This window comes from Nocardia sp. CWNU-33 (assembly GCF_046764895.1).
Classification (GTDB): domain Bacteria; phylum Actinomycetota; class Actinomycetes; order Mycobacteriales; family Mycobacteriaceae; genus Nocardia.
In genome coordinates, this window is record NZ_JBKOQN010000004.1 from 362662 (window position 1) to 379113 (window position 16452).

Here is a 16452-nt window from a genome sequence, read left to right on the forward strand (position 1 = left end):
GAGTCTCTAGGCCTTGGCGTTCCCGAAGAGGTTTGCCATCCAGTGGATTACCTGGGCCGTGCTGGGCGCTTCAGTCCGGCTAACCGCTTTTACTGCTCCGCAGCTCAGGCATGAGGTGTTGGATTCCAGCATGGTCAACTGGCTGTGATTGCGCTGTCGGGCTTTCAGGTCAACCGCATAGAAATGGTTGCTGGCGGCTGTTTGTCGACCATTCCCATGCGCTCGGCTGAACGGTGGTCAGTGGTGGATGGGGCCGGCGAGCTGGTCGAGGGGGCGTGCCGAGGTGCGCCCGCGTTCGGCGAGGATTTGGGCGGCGATGGAGATCGCTGTTTCGTCGGGGGTGCGGGCGTTGAGATCTAGGCCGAGTGGGCTTTTCAGTCGCGACAATTGGGTGTCGGTGACGCCTGCGGCGCGTAGTCGCTCGGCGCGCTCGGCGTGGGTGCGGCGCGAACCCAATGCACCGACGAAGGCGATATCGTCCATGTTCAGTGCGGCCGCGATCGCGGGCACATCGAACTTGGTGTCGTGGGTGAGGACGCAGACCACGGTGCGCCGGTCGATCCGCCCTGCCGCCCGCTGCGCCTCCAGATATCGGTGCGGCCAGTCGACGACCACTTCGTCGGCGGCGGGGAATCGCGCTGTGGTCGCGAAGGTTTCGCGGGCATCGACCACGGTGACCCGGTAGCCGAGCTGGCGACCGGTCCTGGCGAGTGCGCGCACGAAATCGTTGGCGCCCGCCAGAATCATGCGGGCCGGAACAACGAAGGTCTGCACGAAGACTCGGGGTCGCGGCGTCTGCGCCGTTTCGCGCTCCTGCGCGCCGACCACCCCGCTGCCTCCGGCGGTGAGCAGGGCCTGCGCGTCCTTATCCACGCCACGCCATGGCTCGGAATTGCCGGGCCGCAGGAGTTTCCACTCCGCGGCCGAGTCCAGCGTTGTCACAAGCGCCACTGGACTACCCGCGCCGATCTGTTGTCGCAACGCTTCCAGCACCGAAAGGCGATCGCTGTCGACCCGTTCGACGAAGACCTCGATCTCGCCGCCGCAGGTCAACCCCACCTCGAGACCGTCGCCGTCGGCGTAACCGAATCGGTCGCTCATCGCATGCCCGGTGGCGAGCACCTGCCGCGCCGACTCGACGACGGCAGATTCGATGCAGCCGCCCGACAGCGATCCGAATACCTCACCTGCCGCGGTGACCACCATGGCGGCCCCCGGGGCGCGCGGTGCGGCGCCGGTGGCATCCACGATCCGCGCCAGTGCCACCGGCCCACGACGGGTCAGCGTGATCAACTGCTGGAGCACGGTGCGCACGGAACCAGACTAGCTACGCAACGGCTACTCGTCGCGGCGCTCGGCCGTCCTCACTCGCAGGTCGGCTCGGCGTCGTCGGCGCCGGCTTCCTCGGCCAGGCGTGCCTGCAGGTCCGCCACGGTCAAGTGAGTACGCGGGGAGCGGGTCCGCAACAGGACAGCGGTCAGCATGATGAGCAGTCCGAGCGCGATGACGACAGCACCGACGATGAGCATGTTCATCGATGCCGCCGCGGGCGGCCGCTTGCTGTTATGGCACGGTGCATCCGCATCAGCCGAGCACCTCGCGGAGTTGGAAGCCGGGCGGGATGTCGTCGGTATGGAAGTAGGTCGCGAATACCTCCGCGGCGCGTTCGGCGGTGAAGACTTCGTCCGCATACAAGCGCAGGAAGTCGGTTCCGTCCGGGATGCAGACGGTCGGCTCGCTGTCGCGACTGCCGGGCAGGCCGATGATGAAGTGTTGCGGTACTCCATCGACGACTGTCCAGATCTCGATGACCAGCGCGTTCGTCGAGCCTGTGCACTGGACGGCGCTGGCGCCGCGCGCCGAGCCGACGGCCGTGGTGATGTCGGTGGCCGGAATCGGTGACGGCAGCCTGCTCATGTTCACCGAGTAGCGGTGGTAGCCGTCCAGCCTGCACAGCGGGCGGAGGAAATTGTCGACCGTCTCGTCGGGTCCGATGAACACCTTCAGCCGGTTGCTGTAAGTGACGCGGTGCGTGGCGACCGTCGGCTGTACTCGGGTCGTCGGGCCGGTCGCCACGAGCTCTGTCGGGGCCGCATCGGCCGGGGATGCGGTATGCGCTGTCATCGAACGTCGAACATTCACCAGGCCCACCTACCGCCGATTAGTTACCTTTCAGCTATTGAAGCATTGGTGTAGCAATTTCCGTAACGGGACACGCCCGTGGCGTGTGACACAGGGCCTTCGAGTTTGGGTCGACAGCGGATGGTCGAGACGTGCAACCGATCCCGACGCCGGGTCGACCTGTCGAGTCCGTGCCGGCTCGGCGGCACGACCCGCGCAGGTAGGCCGCCACGGGCCGGGCTCCGAACCGGCACATCATGTTCGACGACCACGAGCTGAATCGTGGTGTCCAGAAACGGGCTCGGCTACGACTCAGCGCCTGCTGCCGGGCAGTGTCGATCTCGGATCGTGGTCGTGCCGGTAGACGGGAGTGAGTAATTCGGCTTCCTGCGGTTCGCCGGTTGAGCGGTCGTAGCGCACCGCAACGAGCACCGAAAACAGGTGGGCGGCCGCACGTTCGTGCAGCGTGGCCAGGCGTGTGGCGAGCAGACGGATGGCGCCGAGTGAACCGGGTGGATGCAGGCCATCGATGATCAGCACGGTGCCACGACCGTCCGGGCGGGGCAGGCGCGCCAGGTAGGCGATGTCGTGTGGTTCGGGGCCGCCGGGCCGGTACACCCGCCGAGCCGCGCGATCCTCGATACCGCGGCGGGCGTCGCCTGCCCGAGCAACCGCGCGGCGCAGACGCGGATCGGCCGTGATCAATTGGCGCACACTGGGGGACAGCTCTGGACCGCCGAGCACGATCAGCCCGTCCCGGTTCAGATCGACGGGGCGGCCCGGGAGAAAGTGCTCGACCGCGGCAGCGAAACCGAGCTCGTGCAGCAGCTCGACAAGTCGCTGTGCCGCCGTGGGATCCGGTGCGCCGAGCACCCGGCCACTGCGAACCTCGGGGGCCAGCACGGTGATCGAGCCATGCCCGAAGAACAATCCCTCCGGCGCCGGACCCTGGGTGCTGACCTGATGAATGCGGGCGCGGGAAAGTCCCGCGGCCGCACCGATTCTGGCGAATGTCCAGCCTTCGGCATGGAGTTCCCTGATTACCGCGCGCCGAATCCGGGTGAGTTCGTTGATGGTCTGCTGGGCCGCCGCCACACCATCGGTGGCCGCTTTCAGTCGCTCGACCTTGTTTTCGATTGCGAAAACGCGCGCCACGTCATCGGCCGACATGTGCGAAGTCTAGACAGCTCGACAGGCCCCTGTGTCTAGTCCGCTTGACAGAACCTTGCCCGTTTCAATAATTCGGCGTCCCTTTTCAGGTCGCGTCGGTGTCGATCGGCGGACGTTCGTTGCGGTCCAACGGCTTTTCGAGCTTCGGCATCGGGTAATCCGGCATCCCACTCGCCGTGCCCAACAGGTCCTTCTGGTCCGGCACCGCGCTCGCCAAATTGCGCAGCAGCGAATCGTCGCCGTTGAGAAGGTGTTTGGTCACCATCGAGCGCGGCGACATCTGGCGCAACTCGTTCAGGTCGGCGAGCGGCTTGCGCAGCTCCTCGAATTCGGGCCCGAGCTCCTGCTGCAGTTGCTGCGTGGCGCCACTGGCATAGTCGCGCACCTGGCGCAGGCTACGCGTGGTCCAGCGAACCGCGCCGGGCAGTCGCTCCGGGCCGAGGATCACGAGGGCGGCGACGAGCAGGATGACCATCTCGCTCCAGCCGATGTTGCTGAACACAGATCCAGGCTACCCGGGGACCCTCGGCGCAGCTCAGTCGGATTCCAGCGTGACCGGCACGTCCACCTGCCTGCCGTCCCGGATCAACTGCACGTTCACCGTCTGGCCGATCTTGCTCGACTGCACCGCGACGACCAGCTCGTCCGGACCGGTCACCTCGCGGTCGCCGATCTTCACGATCACATCGCCCTCGACGATTCCGGCCTTCGCCGCAGGACCGTTGGGCGTGACGTCAGCGACAGCGGCGCCGCTCATCACCTCATTCGCCACCTGTTTGCTGCGGGCGCTGAGGCCGATCATCGGGTGGTGCATCTGGCCGTCACGGATGAGGGTCTGCGCGACCTCGGTGACCATGTCGACCGGAATGGCGAAGCCCAGACCGACCGAACCGCCGGTCTCGCTGCGGATCGCGGTGTTGATGCCGATGACCCGGCCCTGCAGGTCGACAAGCGCGCCACCGGAGTTGCCGGGGTTGATCGACGCGTCGGTCTGCACCGCATCGATCACGGCCTTGGTGTCGCTGCCCTCACCGGAGAGTGCGACCGGACGGTGTAGCGCACTGACGATGCCGTAGGTGACGGTCTTGCTGAGGCCGAGCGGCGAACCGATGGCCAGCACGTCGTCACCGACCTGGACGTCCTTGGACTTGCCCAATTGCGCCACCGTGAGATTTTTCACATCGACCTTCAGCACTGCCAGGTCGGTCTTCGGGTCGCGCCCGACAATATGTGCGGGGACCCGGGTGCCGTCGGAGAAGGTTACCTGGATGGCCGCCCGATTGGACTTGTCCTGGGCCGCCATCGAGATCACGTGGTTGTTCGTCGCGATATAGCCCGCGCCGTCGATCACCACTCCGGAGCCGGTCGCGCCGTTGTCGCCGACGGTGACGCGAATCGACACCACCGACGGCAGCACCGCATTGGCGACCTTGGCGATCTGACCGTGCGGCCGCTCGGTGTCATCGGTCTGCTCCAGCGCGACCTTGCGGGAGGTCAGCGGCGCTGCGGCCTCGGCGGTGAGCCTGCCGACCAGTCCACCGAGCACGCCGACCGCCAGCGCGACCACGGCGAGCAGCGCAAGCGCCTTCGGTGCGACGCGGGAACCGAACAGCACTTCGCGGGCGGAGAGCTTCTTCGCCTGCGGTAGTGGTGCGGGTTGCGGTGTCGGCAGGGCGGGCGCGCCGAGCCGGGCGCCGGTCGCCGGATCGCGCCATGGGTCGGCAGGGCCGGCGACAGGTGCGGTGGCGTCGGCCGCGTCGGGGTCACGCTGCAGGAGTTCGGTGGAGCCTTCCGGGCGTCCGAAGGCCTCGGACAGCACCGCGTCCGGCGGGCGGTTCTGCAGGTCGGGGCCCAGATGCGGTGCGGCAGAACCGGACTGCGGCGCGGTGTACTCGGCGAACGAGCCGGTCTGGCCCGAAGGGCGGCGGAAGGCACGCGCCGTGTGGGTGTCGACATGGGGGCGGTAGACCGGGCGCGGCCCGAGCACAGGCGCGTCCGACGGCCTCAGGTTCCCCCGGTTGGCCGCCGAATCCGGGGTGTCGGCCGATCCGGAGTTCGTCGATTCGGTGGTCACTCGCCAAACTCTACTTGCGCCACCAGGTTGTCCACCGGGTCGCGGTGAACGAATCTGTCAGAAAGCCGAAAACCGCCTCGTTGCGCGGGGTCCCGGTAGGGGGCCGCGTAGATCCGTTGGACGCGCCGCCGGGTAGTTCGGCCAGCGGAATACGGGTCAAGCTGTCGTGCAGGCCGGTGGGAATCGACACCTGACCGGCCCGGCGCAGCGCGATCCTGGCCTGCTGCTGCGCATCGACCTCCGCCGCGCATTCCGGGCAGAGAGAAAGATGCTGAGCAGCGCGCAGGTAGGCGTTCATCCGCAGCTCGCCGTCGACATACGCTGCGATCGCCTCACTCGCCAGATGCTCGGTGGGCTGAAAACGCTGCGGCCTGGCGTGCGCGCGCCCGGGCTCCTCGTGCGACGGACGACCTGACGTGCTGGAGTCGCCACTCATTCGGTGCTCACCCTTCCAACCGACATCATCCAGGACATGGGTGACGTCGGCACCCGACCGATCACCCTACGTTCGTGTCAGCGGCGAACCGCTCCTCAGTTCCATTATGCGCAAGGTAGTCACGCAGTGCCTGACGGCCACGGTGGATTCGACTGCGCACGGTGCCGAGTTTGACACCGAGGGTGGCGCCGATCTCCTCGTAGGACAGCCCTTCGATGTCACACAGCACCACCGCGGCACGGAACTCGGGAGCCAGCGAGTCGAGGGCGGACTGCAGGTCAGGGTCGAGCCGGGCATCGTGATAGGCCTGCTCGGGGCTCGGGCCATCAGCGGGCACCCGGTCGTAGTCCTCGGGCAGCGCCTCCATCCGGATCCGGTTGCGCCTGCGCACCATGTCCAGGAACAGGTTCGTGGTGATGCGATGCAACCAGCCCTCGAAGGTGCCCGGTTGGTAGTTCGACAGTGAACGGAACACCCGGATGAAGGTCTCCTGGGTGAGATCGTCGGCATCTTGGGCATCGCCGGACAGGCGGTAGGCCAGCCGGTATACCCGATCGGCATGTTCGCGGACCAGTTCGTCCCACGACGGCATAACCGATCTGTCACCGGTGGCATCGAACGCGGCAGTGCCGCTCAGTTCGTCTATCGACTCTGCTGCCGTCTCGAGCTCGATCGGCAGTGCTTGCTCTGGCAGGGTGGCGTATTCGCGCGCCGCATCGACCATGTGGATGGGGCTACCTCCTACTAGGGACCGCTGGCTCTGGAACTCGGCGCCGATCCGTATCTGCGGATCGTTGCTGACGGGTACAACAGACAACTGGTATGCCCTTGTTCCCGCGTCCCGGACCGGGCGGTCAGCTGGTCTTGCGTAGGGCTCACTCTCCTTTGTTCCGATATGCCACGGATATGGAGACCCTGAGGGACACCTGAGAATCTGCCGGGAGCGGCAATCCTTAATCGGTTATCGCGTCGTACACCGCCGTTGTTGCCAGGTGTGCGGTACATAAGCCCGAAAGTGCGCAATTGCCCGCCGCGGTGTGGCGGCAAGATTCGACGCACGCCGTTGTGTGCTGGAAACGCGGACATACGTACTCGCGAGATAGCCTGCTTAGGTGGCATCGAATCTGGAGCGAAATCTCTCCTACGTGGAGGAATCCGTCGTGGAAGACGAGATTCTCGTCAGTGCGCGCGAACGGGCCACCGAGCTCGGTGCTTCGCCGGTCGCACCGTCGGTGGGGGCGCTGCTGAGTATGTACGCGCAATTGCTCGGCGCGCGGACGGTCGTCGAGGTGGGCACCGGCGCGGGTATCAGTGGGTTGTGGCTGCTGGACGGTATGCGTGAGGACGGGACGCTGACCACCATCGATTCCGAGCCGGAACACCAGCGCGCCGCCAAGGAAGCGTTCCGGACGGCCGAGATCCTGCCCGCCCGCACCAGGCTCATCAACGGTCGTGCCCTCGATGTACTGCCTCGCCTCGCCGACGGCGCCTACGACCTGGTTTTCATCGACGCGGCCCCGCTCGAGCATCCGCAGTATGTCGCCCAGGCCGTGCGGTTGCTGCGCGCAGGCGGCGCCATTCTGCTACACAATGCGCTGCTGGGCGGTCGCGTTCCCGATGCCACCCACCGCGACCCCGCCACCCAGGCTGTGCGTGCCGCCACGCGGGCGATCGCCGAGGACCCCGAGCTCACCAGTGTGCTCATCCCGGTCGGCGACGGCCTGCTCTGTGCTTCACGCGGCTAGTTTCCGCGGGTTCGGCTAGCTGGCGGGGTCTGCTGCGGGTGCCCGCTGTATTGGTGGGCGAGGACCCGGGCGCGCGGCCAGTGGGCGGCGATCGCGGTGAGTTGGTCGACCTCGTCGAGTAGATCGCGGGCCGGGGGCAGGCGCAGCGCACCCACTCCGGCTGCGGAGACGCCACGTTGCTTCGCGGTGCACGCCATGGCGAGGCACACGGCAAGGTCGAAGGCCTCGCGTTCGGGACCGGGCGGCGTCCCGCCGGCCACGGCCGCCGCCAGCCGCGGCGGATTCGGCATCGCGTACTGCGCGAGGGTCCGCACACTGTCGCGGACCTCGATCACCGTGCGATGCACCAGGTATCGGCTGCGGCGGGCGACCGGGGGCGCGGGTACGTGATGGACGATCTCCGGGCACGCGGCCGTCAGATCCGACCACATCGGCAGCAGTCGTTTGCGCTTGCGCGACCAACTGTCCAGCGACAGCAATTCGACGAGCCTGGAGAGCCCGGGAATGGTCGCGATTACACAGAGCAGCAGCAACAGGATGGTGTCGTTGGTCCGTGCCGAATTGTGCACGGCGTGCGTCTGATGCCAATCGCTGGTGCTGTGGACCTGGAAGGCCGCGGACACCGTGAGCCACACCGCATCCGCGACCAGAATGAACAGCAATGCGCCGAGCATCAGGTACAGCGCGCTCTCCCGCCTGCGCAATGGCGTGCGTAATTCGGCGATGCCGAGACGCAGCACCGTGACCGTGGACCAGATCGGCACCGGCAGAACGAACAACCAGAAGGTGAGCGGAGCCCAGCCGGCCTGATCGTGCACGGGGATCCCCATGCTGCGTGCACTGGTGCCGCAGCTGAGCATGGCAATCGCGCATACCGTTGCCGTGGCATAGACGAGCCGGGGCCGGGAGGTGGTGTTGTGCAGCGCCTGCGCCAGCAGCATGGCGGTCGCCATGTTGTACATGCCCGCGATAGTGGCCAGTTGGTACAGCAATGCGCTGGCGAGAACGCCGTCGGACCAGGTCGTCAGTACATGCTGCACTACCGAAAGGCGCAGTGTGGTCGCGAGCGCGCTGAGAAAGACGATCCTGTTCAACCGACGGTCGGCGAGGGTCGAGCGGAACCAGAGCGTCCGAATGCCGAATGTCAGCCACGCATATCCGTCGACGACCGTGGGCAGCCAGTTCATCCCGGTCGTCGGCGTCAGTCGCGGAAGATCGCGCGAGCAAGGAACGACGTCGACCTGGCGCCGACGGTGTCGGACAGGATCAGCGAGGCGAACAATTCCGCCTGGCTTTCGTGAGCGTCGTCGTAATCGGTTCGCGCGAGCACCCGCAGCACGCTGTCGGCATCGATATCGGGGAACAACGTCTGCAAGGTACGGCTTTTCGATTGCGGTGAGACCAAGCCCGCGTGGTCGAGCAGCAGGTGAGCGATTTCGTGCAGCACGATGTGGTCGGCGTGATAGCCCGAGCTCGTCGCGTCGTAGGTGACGACGATGTTGTCCGCGCGTTCGAGAACGAGCCCGCACGGAAAGCTGCCGTCGGCCAGATCCGGCTGGGGGATGAGCACGATCGGCTTTCCCACTCGCTCGCAGACGTGTTCGATGAACGTCTCCAGTCGCCACGGGCGCGGTACCTGCAATGATGCGGCCAAGCGGTGCACCTGCTCACCCGCGTGATCGCGCCCGGCCCGCCTGATCATGCCCCCAATCCTCGGGCCTTCTGTGGCGGATGTCCAGCGGCGTCGCAATGAGATTCGGCCGTCTGCGTCGTTCGTGCATCACTGCGCCGAAAGGTCCGGATGTTCGGCTGGGCCGTTCGTATCCTGAATAGGTCGGGTAGTGGGGAACGGCCCCCGAGGGGCCCGTCGCCATTGCCCGGGTGTCATTCATGAGGCGGGAGGGGTACGAATGCGCCACCACAGGTCGGCCTCGGATATCGGGGAGGCAGCCGCGGCGCAGGTGGCCGAGTCGCTCGGATTCGAGCGCGTCGAGGCCACCGGTCACCGTGAGCATCAACGGCGAGCGGTGCTGGATTACGTCAGCGGCGACGTACATTCGGACTCCGTCGAGAAGCTGTGGGGCACACCGCTCGACGACGACGTGGTTGCCGTGCTCCGCGCGGTCTCTGTGCACGCCCTGTGGGTCGGACTGCTCAGCGCCGGCCTGGGCGCGTCGGCGGCTGCGGCGGCGCTGGTTCGACTGACCGAGGTGGCCGAGCGCGGCATGATCACCGGCGAGTCCCGGGATGCGGACCGAGTCGGCTAGACCCACACGCCCTTGCCCACGGTGACGATGCCGCCGTGGCTCACTGCGAAGCGTTCGCGGTCGCGATCCAGATCGACGCCGATGATTTCGCCCTCGCCGACCACCACGTTCTTGTCCAGGATGGCGCGGCGCACAACCGCGCCGCGACCGACGCGTACACCGGGCATCAGGACGCTGCCCTCGATGGTTGCGCCGTCATCGATCATCACATTGGAACTGAGCACCGAGTTGCGGACAGTGGCGGCCGAGAGAATGCAGCCGGAGCCGATGATGCACTCCTGCGCCAGACCGCCTTGTGCGAACTTCGCGGGCGGCAGGTTCTCGGCGGCGCCGCGGATCGGCCAGTGCTTGTTGTAGAGGTTGAACACCGGATGCACCGAAACCAGATCCATATGCGCCTCGTAGAAGGCATCGATGGTGCCGACATCGCGCCAGTAGCCACGGTCGCGGTCGGTGGCGCCGGGGACATCGTTGTCCGCGAAGTCGTAGACGGCGGCCTCGCTCGCTGCGACCAGCGAGGGAATGATGTCGCCGCCCATATCGTGGTCGGAGTCGGAATTATCGGCGTCCGCGCGGATCGAATCCACCAGCACCTTGGTGGTGAACACATAATTGCCCATGGAGGCGAAGGTCATGTTCGGGTCGTCGGGGGTGCCGGGCGGATGCGCGGGCTTCTCCAGGAACTGGGTGATCCGGCCGGACTCGTCGGAGTCGATGCAGCCGAACGCGCTTGCCTCGCTGCGCGGCACCCGGATGCCGGCCACGGTGACGCCTGCGCCGGAATCGATATGTGCGGCAAGCATTTGCTCCGGGTCCATCCGGTACACGTGGTCGGCGCCGAACACCACGATGTAGTCGGGGTCCTCGTCGTAGATCAGGTTCAGCGACTGCATGATCGCATCGGCGCTGCCGGTGTACCAGCGTGGACCGAGGCGCTGCTGAGCCGGGACCGGGGTGATGTATTCGCCACCGAAGCCCGATAGTCGCCAAGTCTGCGAGATATGCCGGTCCAGCGAGTGCGACTTGTACTGCGTGAGCACACACAGTCGCAGAAAACCCGCATTGACCAGGTTGCTGAGGACGAAGTCGATGAGTCGGTAGGCACCCCCGAAAGGAACGGCAGGCTTTGCCCGGTCCGCGGTGAGTGGAAACAGGCGCTTGCCCTCGCCACCGGCGAGCACGATCCCGAGTACGTGCGGCTGGCTCCTCACACCTGCCAAACTACCGCGCCGGGCGGGCGAGAGTGGCCCCCTGCGACCCGAGCGTCTAGTTTGAACCGGTGAGTTTCGGCACGGAGGGCGCGCGCTCGGCGGCAGGATCCGGGCAGGAGCGAACCGACCACGGCCTTGCGCAGGACCGGCTTCGGGTCGCGATGTTGACGCGCGAGTACCCGCCGGAGGTGTACGGCGGTGCGGGCGTGCACGTCACTCAGTTGGCCGCACAATTGCGGCAGTTGTGCGAGGTGACCGTGCACTGCATGGGCGTGCCGCGCACCGAAGCGGTGGTGCACCAACCGGATCCGATGCTCTACGCCGCCAATGCCGCATTGCAGATGATGTCGGCCCAGCTGCGGATGGCCGACGCCGCAGGGCAGGTGGACGTGGTGCATTCGCACACCTGGTACACCGGGCTCGCCGGGCATCTCGCCGCCACGCTGTACGGGATTCCGCACGTGGTGACCGCTCATTCGCTGGAGCCGCGCAGGCCGTGGAAGGCCGAACAGCTCGGCGGCGGCTACCGGCTCTCGTCGTGGTCGGAACGCAATGCGGTCGAACATGCCGACGCCATCATCGCGGTGAGCGAGGGCATGCGCCACGACGTGCTCGACGCCTATCCGGCGATCGACCCGGACCGGGTTCATGTGGTGCACAACGGCATCGACGCCGCGGTCTGGCATCCCGGACCGCCCGCGACCGGTTCCCCTTCGATCCTGACCGAGCTGGGGGTGCGTACCGACCGGCCGATCGCGGCCTTTGTCGGCCGGATCACCCGGCAGAAGGGCGTCGGTCATCTGCTCGCAGCGGCACGGGATTTCGATCCGGAAATCCAGCTGGTGTTATGTGCGGGCGCAGCCGACACCAGGGAGCTGGAAGCGGAGGTGTCCGCGGCCGTCGCCGAGTTGCAGCACAACCGCGGCAATGTGTTCTGGGTGCGCGAGATGCTGCCCACCGAGCAGATCCGGCAGATACTCGCGGCCGCGACGGTCTTCGTCTGTCCTTCGGTGTACGAGCCGCTCGGCATCGTGAACCTGGAGGCGATGGCATGCGCGACGGCGGTGGTCGCCTCCAACGTCGGCGGCATCCCCGAGGTCGTCGCCGACGGTGCGACCGGACGCTTGGTGCACTATGACCCGAGCACCACGCCGGATTACGAGCGGGCATTGGCAGCGACCGTGAACGAGGTCGCGGGCGATCCGGTTCTCGCCGCGGAATTCGGGGCTGCCGGCCGCGCGCGGGCGATCGCCGAATTCGACTGGCTCCAGATCGCTGCCTACACGGTCGAGGTCTACGAGCAAGTCCGCAAATCGTGAGGCACGGCTAGCCGAGCGGTTTGCGGTAGCTGGACACCAGAACGGACGCGGTGACCTCAACGGTCTCGGGCATGGCAGCGATGCGCGGGTCGTCGGCGTGGTCGGCATGGTGACCGGACGGGCCCATCGCGACCACATTGGCCACGTCGGCCCGATCGAGTTTCATCGAGCACTCGACGAGCGTGCGTTCGATGGCATCGAAATGGCCGGACATGGCCGCGCCGAGCCTACGATCCTTGTCCGGGTCCACCGTCAGCATGCCGAGCGGCTGGATCAACTCGGCCAGATGGCGTTCGGTGGGGGTGGCGACAATAAAACTGCCATCCACGGCGAGCACTCGGGCGACCTCACCGGGATTGCGTGGCGCGAATACCGAGAGCACCCGGCTCAGCGCGCCGTCCCGGATCGGCAGTCCGCGCCAGGCGTCGGCAAGCACCGATGCGGCGCGCGGATGCGCACGAGCGTTGCGCCGAGCCGCGGGCTTGGCCACGTCCAGCGCGACCCCGCGGGCGTCCGGCGCGCCGTCGAGCACACCGGCAAGGTAATAGCCGGTGCCTGCGCCGACCTCCAGCACTGTGCCGGACGTCGAACCGATCGCCGCGGCGACCGCAACGGCGATCGGCGCGAAATGTCCCTTACCTTGAAATGCGGCACGCGCGTCGAGCATCGCCGCGGTATCACCGGTCATCTTGGTCGACGCGCCGGTCAACAGACTGACGTAACCCTGCCGGGCTATGTCGAAGCTGTGCCCGGCTCCGCAGCGCAGCACTCGATCCTGCGGCTCGAATCCGAGACCGCATTCGGGGCAGGCCAACAGGCCGGCCACATCAGCAAGCGCCGAGCGACTAGCTGGTGACACTCTTCAATTCGTCACCAAGCGCTGCTGCCTCATCCGGCGTGAGCTCTACGACCAAACGCCCGCCACCCTCGAGTGGAACCCGCATGACGATTCCACGCCCTTCCTTGGTTGCCTCGAGGGGACCGTCCCCGGTGCGGGGCTTCATGGCCGCCATCCTCTGCTCCCTCCAGATCTGCGCGGTATGCTGCGCACTTTCTTGGAACTCCAGTTGTCACCAACCAGTGAGCTCGCCGGCATTTGGCGAGCTACACCGGCCCTATTCTTCCCTATCGCCGTTGTGGACGGATACCTGAGTTCGAAATGTGACCGCTCGGCCTGTGTTGGACAGGTCACCATCGACCCAGCAATCGGCCAGGTGATCGTCGACCATTCCGGTCGCCTGCATCAGTGCGTAGGCGGTTGTCGGGCCGACGAAACGGAACCCACGTCGCTTCAATTCTTTTGCCAGAGCTACGGATTCGGTGGTGATCGCGGGCACATCGGCGACCTGCCGCGGGCGTGGGCGCGGCGGCGGTGCGAACGACCAGATCAACTCGTCGAGACCGATATCGAGGTCGAGAGCCACGCGCGCGTTGGCGATGGCGGCGACGATCTTGGACCGGTTGCGCACGATGCCGGGGTCGGCGAGCAACCGCGTCACATCGTCATCGCCGAACGCGGCGACCTTACTGATCTCGAACCCGGCGAATGCGGTCCGGAAGGCGGGTCGTTTGCGCAGGATGGTGATCCACGAGAGCCCCGATTGGAACGCTTCGAGGCAGACCCGTTCGAACATCGCGTCCGCGCCGTGCAGCGGCCTGCCCCATTCGTGATCGTGGTAGTCACGGTAGAGCTGGGAGGCCTCCGACCACGGGCAGCGGATCAGGCCGTCGCCTGCCGTACGGCCACCGGCACTCACTTCGACTCCGGCGTGACCGAAACCTGCCGCGGGAGGCTGCGCGCCTCCGCAAGCTGCATCTGCAACTCATCGATCCTGGCGGCCAGCCTGGTCAACGCCCAGTCCACCTCACCGGCCTTGTAGCCGCGCACCACCTGCTGAAAGCGCAACGCCCGCACGTCCGCTCCGGAGATCCCCTCCACCGGAAGCACGGTCGCCGTCGTCCCCTCCGGCAACGGTCCGAGCTCCTCCGACCGTCCGAACACCGCACTGGCGACAAGAAATAGCACCGCGGCGACCAAGCCGACGATCAGCACATACAACAGCAGCGTGAGCATGCCACCGAGCTTATTGGCACCCCCCGACAGCGGTCACATCTCGTCCCGCGGAAATCAGCCGTCGAGATCAGGCGCGACGATCGACCCGTGCGACAGCAGGCGGCGAGTTCGGCGCCGACCTCACGACACCGGACCAGCGGCATCCACCCGGCAGGGCGTGCGCATGAGCGAGGCTCAGCGAAACCACAGCCAGCCTCACGCTACAAACGACGTCACGCCTGAGTCCAGCCTGGACAACGGCCGCACGGCCAGTCCTCATGTTGGGGCATGAGGTCACGCCGCGAGTTGAGTTTTGCAGTGCCGCCACGGTCAGTCTTCGCGCTGGGAACGTGACGTCACGCCGCGAGTTGAGCCTTTGCAACGCCACCACAGCCAGTCTCCACGCTGGAAGCCATGTGCCTGCCTACCCGAGTTGCGGAAGAGAAAGTCGGGTACGGCACACGACGTGCCCAGCACTGCTCTGCACCACCCCAACGCAACTTCGCGCACCCAGACCGGTCCCGAGCGGGGTGCGTTCCGGGAACAACCCACCACGAACCCGCCCACAACGGTTCACACACCAGTGAATAACGGGCAGTGCTGGGTGCGTCGCCGTCCCCGACTTACCTCCCGCAGCCAGGTGCGCGGTGTCGAGTTCCGGCGTGGTCATCTGGCTGTGGTGCCGTTCTCGAGAACCCCTTCTCGAATGAGAGTAGTGAAATGGTCGTTGGAGCCGGGTCTACGAACCACCATTTGACTACGCTCGGCGCAGGGGCTGCGCGGTTGCATCGACAGTGTGTCCGTGGCCGGGGGTGGTGGTACCAGTGTGAGTTGCGTGCTGTGCGGACGGATGTAGCTCAGACCGTGAGTCCGAGCTGATCGTTGCTCGGGTTCGTGGCAGGAACTACAGGTGCCGGGTGGTGTCGATGCCGAGGGACATGCCCGCAAGGCCGCGGCGGCGGACGGCGAGCTTGTCGGCGACGTCGAGCAGCGCCTTGCCTGCCGCGCTCTCCGGGGCGCTGAGCACGATGGGGATGCCTTCGTCGCCCGCTTCCCGCACCGCCTGTTCGATCGGGATCTGACCGAGCAGTGGGACATCGGCGCCGACGGCGCGGGTGAGCCGTTCGGAAACGATCTGGCCGCCGCCGGAGCCGTAGAGCTCCATCCGGCTGCCGTCGGGCAGGTCGAGCCAGGACATGTTTTCGATGACGCCCGCGATGCGCTGCCGGGTCTGCAGTGCGATGGCGCCCGCGCGCTCGGCGACCTCCGCGGCGGCGATCTGCGGGGTGGTGACGACCAAGATCTCGGCGCCGGGAATGAGCTGGGCGATGGAGATGGCGATATCGCCGGTGCCGGGCGGCAGGTCGAGCAGCAGCACGTCCAGGTCGCCCCAGAACACATCGGCGAGGAACTGTTGCAGCGCGCGGTGCAGCATCGGGCCGCGCCACACCACAGGCGTGTTGCCCTGGGTGAATTGTGCGATCGAGATCATCTTCACGCCGTGGGCCTGCGGCGGCATGATCATTCGCTCGACCTGGGTCGGGCGGGCGTCGGTGCCGAGCATGCGCGGGATGGAGTGGCCGTAGATGTCCGCGTCCAGCACGCCGACCGAGAGGCCGCTCGCGGCCATGGCGGCCGCGAGATTGACGGTGACACTGGACTTTCCGACGCCGCCCTTGCCGGAGGCGACCGCGTACACGCGGGTGAGCGAGCCGGGCTGGGCGAACGGGATCACCGGATCGGCCGAGTCGCCGCGCAGCTGCTTGCGCAGGTTGGTGCGCTGCTCGTCGTTCATCACATCGAGCTCGACCGTGATGGCGCCGACGCCTGCGACGTCGGCCACCGCCTTGGTGACCCGCTGCGTGATCTCGGTGCGCAGCGGGCAGCCCGCGGTCGTCAAGAAGATCTCGATGTGGACATTGCTGTCCACGCCGATCGCAATGCTCTTCACCATGCCGAGTTCGGTGATCGGCTTGCGGATCTCCGGGTCGTCGACCTTCGCGAGGGCTCCCCGCACATCCGCTTCCGTTACCACTGACATGGCAGTAATTTTACG

Annotated in this window: 19 protein-coding genes; 3 read left to right on the forward strand and 16 right to left on the reverse strand. The window is 66.7% G+C overall.

What is annotated here, in order from left to right; translation table 11 throughout:
- Positions 1 to 237: 237 nt before the first annotated feature.
- The 8 genes from ACLMAL_RS07590 to sigE all read right to left on the reverse strand — a co-directional run bounded on the left by ACLMAL_RS07590 (position 238) and on the right by sigE (position 6525).
- Positions 238 to 1314 carry an XdhC family protein gene (locus ACLMAL_RS07590; protein ID WP_411998414.1) on the reverse strand — a complete coding sequence of 359 codons (1077 nt, stop codon included), beginning with the start codon at positions 1312 to 1314 and terminating at the stop codon, positions 238 to 240.
- A gap of 50 nt (positions 1315 to 1364) precedes the next feature.
- On the reverse strand, positions 1365 to 1535 hold the full coding sequence (locus tag ACLMAL_RS07595; RefSeq protein WP_411998415.1) for a hypothetical protein: 171 nt from the start codon (positions 1533 to 1535) through the stop codon (positions 1365 to 1367).
- Between the two features lie 49 nt (positions 1536 to 1584).
- On the reverse strand, positions 1585 to 2142 hold the full coding sequence (locus tag ACLMAL_RS07600) for a hypothetical protein (RefSeq protein WP_411998416.1): 558 nt from the start codon (positions 2140 to 2142) through the stop codon (positions 1585 to 1587).
- A gap of 291 nt (positions 2143 to 2433) precedes the next feature.
- Entirely contained in the window at positions 2434 to 3291 is an 858-nt protein-coding gene (locus tag ACLMAL_RS07605) for a hypothetical protein (protein ID WP_328405679.1), read from the reverse strand.
- 85 nt (positions 3292 to 3376) lie between these two features.
- Positions 3377 to 3793: a Sec-independent protein translocase protein TatB gene (tatB, locus tag ACLMAL_RS07610; RefSeq protein ID WP_328405677.1), complete on the reverse strand. Its 417-nt coding sequence runs from the start codon at positions 3791 to 3793 to the stop codon at positions 3377 to 3379.
- A gap of 33 nt (positions 3794 to 3826) precedes the next feature.
- Positions 3827 to 5365: a trypsin-like peptidase domain-containing protein gene (locus ACLMAL_RS07615; RefSeq protein WP_411998417.1), complete on the reverse strand. Its 1539-nt coding sequence runs from the start codon at positions 5363 to 5365 to the stop codon at positions 3827 to 3829.
- A 10-nt stretch (positions 5366 to 5375) separates the two neighbouring features.
- The gene (locus ACLMAL_RS07620) at positions 5376 to 5801 is read right to left on the reverse strand and encodes a hypothetical protein (protein WP_411998418.1); all 426 of its coding nucleotides are present in this window, start codon (positions 5799 to 5801) and stop codon (positions 5376 to 5378) included.
- A gap of 61 nt (positions 5802 to 5862) precedes the next feature.
- Complete coding sequence (gene sigE, locus ACLMAL_RS07625; RefSeq protein ID WP_328413379.1) at positions 5863 to 6525, reverse strand: RNA polymerase sigma factor SigE; 663 nt, start codon at positions 6523 to 6525, stop codon at positions 5863 to 5865.
- A 388-nt stretch (positions 6526 to 6913) separates the two neighbouring features.
- On the opposite strand from sigE, the gene ACLMAL_RS07630 reads away from it, so the two are divergent.
- The gene (locus tag ACLMAL_RS07630; RefSeq protein ID WP_328405671.1) at positions 6914 to 7546 is read left to right on the forward strand and encodes an O-methyltransferase; all 633 of its coding nucleotides are present in this window, start codon (positions 6914 to 6916) and stop codon (positions 7544 to 7546) included.
- Here the strand turns inward: ACLMAL_RS07630 and ACLMAL_RS07635 are convergent.
- Both ACLMAL_RS07635 and ACLMAL_RS07640 read right to left on the reverse strand, forming a co-directional pair.
- A complete protein-coding gene (locus ACLMAL_RS07635) occupies positions 7543 to 8733 on the reverse strand; it encodes an MAB_1171c family putative transporter (protein WP_411998419.1) in 1191 nt (396 codons plus the stop codon). The two genes, ACLMAL_RS07630 and ACLMAL_RS07635, sit on opposite strands and share 4 nt — an antisense overlap.
- Positions 8734 to 8747: 14 nt before the next feature.
- On the reverse strand, positions 8748 to 9248 hold the full coding sequence (locus tag ACLMAL_RS07640; RefSeq protein WP_411998420.1) for a CUE domain-containing protein: 501 nt from the start codon (positions 9246 to 9248) through the stop codon (positions 8748 to 8750).
- Between the two features lie 208 nt (positions 9249 to 9456).
- On the opposite strand from ACLMAL_RS07640, the gene ACLMAL_RS07645 reads away from it, so the two are divergent.
- A complete protein-coding gene (locus ACLMAL_RS07645; protein WP_411998421.1) occupies positions 9457 to 9813 on the forward strand; it encodes a hypothetical protein in 357 nt (118 codons plus the stop codon).
- Here the strand turns inward: ACLMAL_RS07645 and glgC are convergent.
- Positions 9810 to 11024: a glucose-1-phosphate adenylyltransferase gene (gene glgC / locus ACLMAL_RS07650; RefSeq protein ID WP_411998422.1), complete on the reverse strand. Its 1215-nt coding sequence runs from the start codon at positions 11022 to 11024 to the stop codon at positions 9810 to 9812. The two genes, ACLMAL_RS07645 and glgC, sit on opposite strands and share 4 nt — an antisense overlap.
- Positions 11025 to 11185: 161 nt before the next feature.
- On the opposite strand from glgC, the gene glgA reads away from it, so the two are divergent.
- A complete protein-coding gene (glgA, locus tag ACLMAL_RS07655) occupies positions 11186 to 12343 on the forward strand; it encodes a glycogen synthase (protein ID WP_328413377.1) in 1158 nt (385 codons plus the stop codon).
- Between the two features lie 7 nt (positions 12344 to 12350).
- Here glgA and ACLMAL_RS07660 read toward each other — a convergent pair whose 3' ends face one another.
- The 5 genes from ACLMAL_RS07660 to ACLMAL_RS07680 form a co-directional block, all read right to left on the reverse strand.
- Complete coding sequence (locus ACLMAL_RS07660) at positions 12351 to 13202, reverse strand: putative RNA methyltransferase (RefSeq protein WP_411998423.1); 852 nt, start codon at positions 13200 to 13202, stop codon at positions 12351 to 12353.
- The gene (locus ACLMAL_RS07665) at positions 13189 to 13356 is read right to left on the reverse strand and encodes a DUF3117 domain-containing protein (protein ID WP_011211259.1); all 168 of its coding nucleotides are present in this window, start codon (positions 13354 to 13356) and stop codon (positions 13189 to 13191) included. Before ACLMAL_RS07665 ends, ACLMAL_RS07660 begins: the two co-directional genes overlap by 14 nt.
- A gap of 102 nt (positions 13357 to 13458) precedes the next feature.
- Positions 13459 to 14100, reverse strand: coding sequence for a DNA-3-methyladenine glycosylase I (locus tag ACLMAL_RS07670; RefSeq protein WP_411998424.1), 642 nt, complete (start codon positions 14098 to 14100; stop codon positions 13459 to 13461).
- On the reverse strand, positions 14097 to 14417 hold the full coding sequence (locus ACLMAL_RS07675; protein WP_406232770.1) for a DivIVA domain-containing protein: 321 nt from the start codon (positions 14415 to 14417) through the stop codon (positions 14097 to 14099). The genes ACLMAL_RS07670 and ACLMAL_RS07675 overlap by 4 nt, the downstream gene beginning before the upstream one ends.
- 883 nt (positions 14418 to 15300) lie before the next feature.
- Positions 15301 to 16437, reverse strand: coding sequence for an Mrp/NBP35 family ATP-binding protein (locus tag ACLMAL_RS07680; RefSeq protein ID WP_411998425.1), 1137 nt, complete (start codon positions 16435 to 16437; stop codon positions 15301 to 15303).
- Between the last annotated feature and the right edge of the window lie 15 nt (positions 16438 to 16452).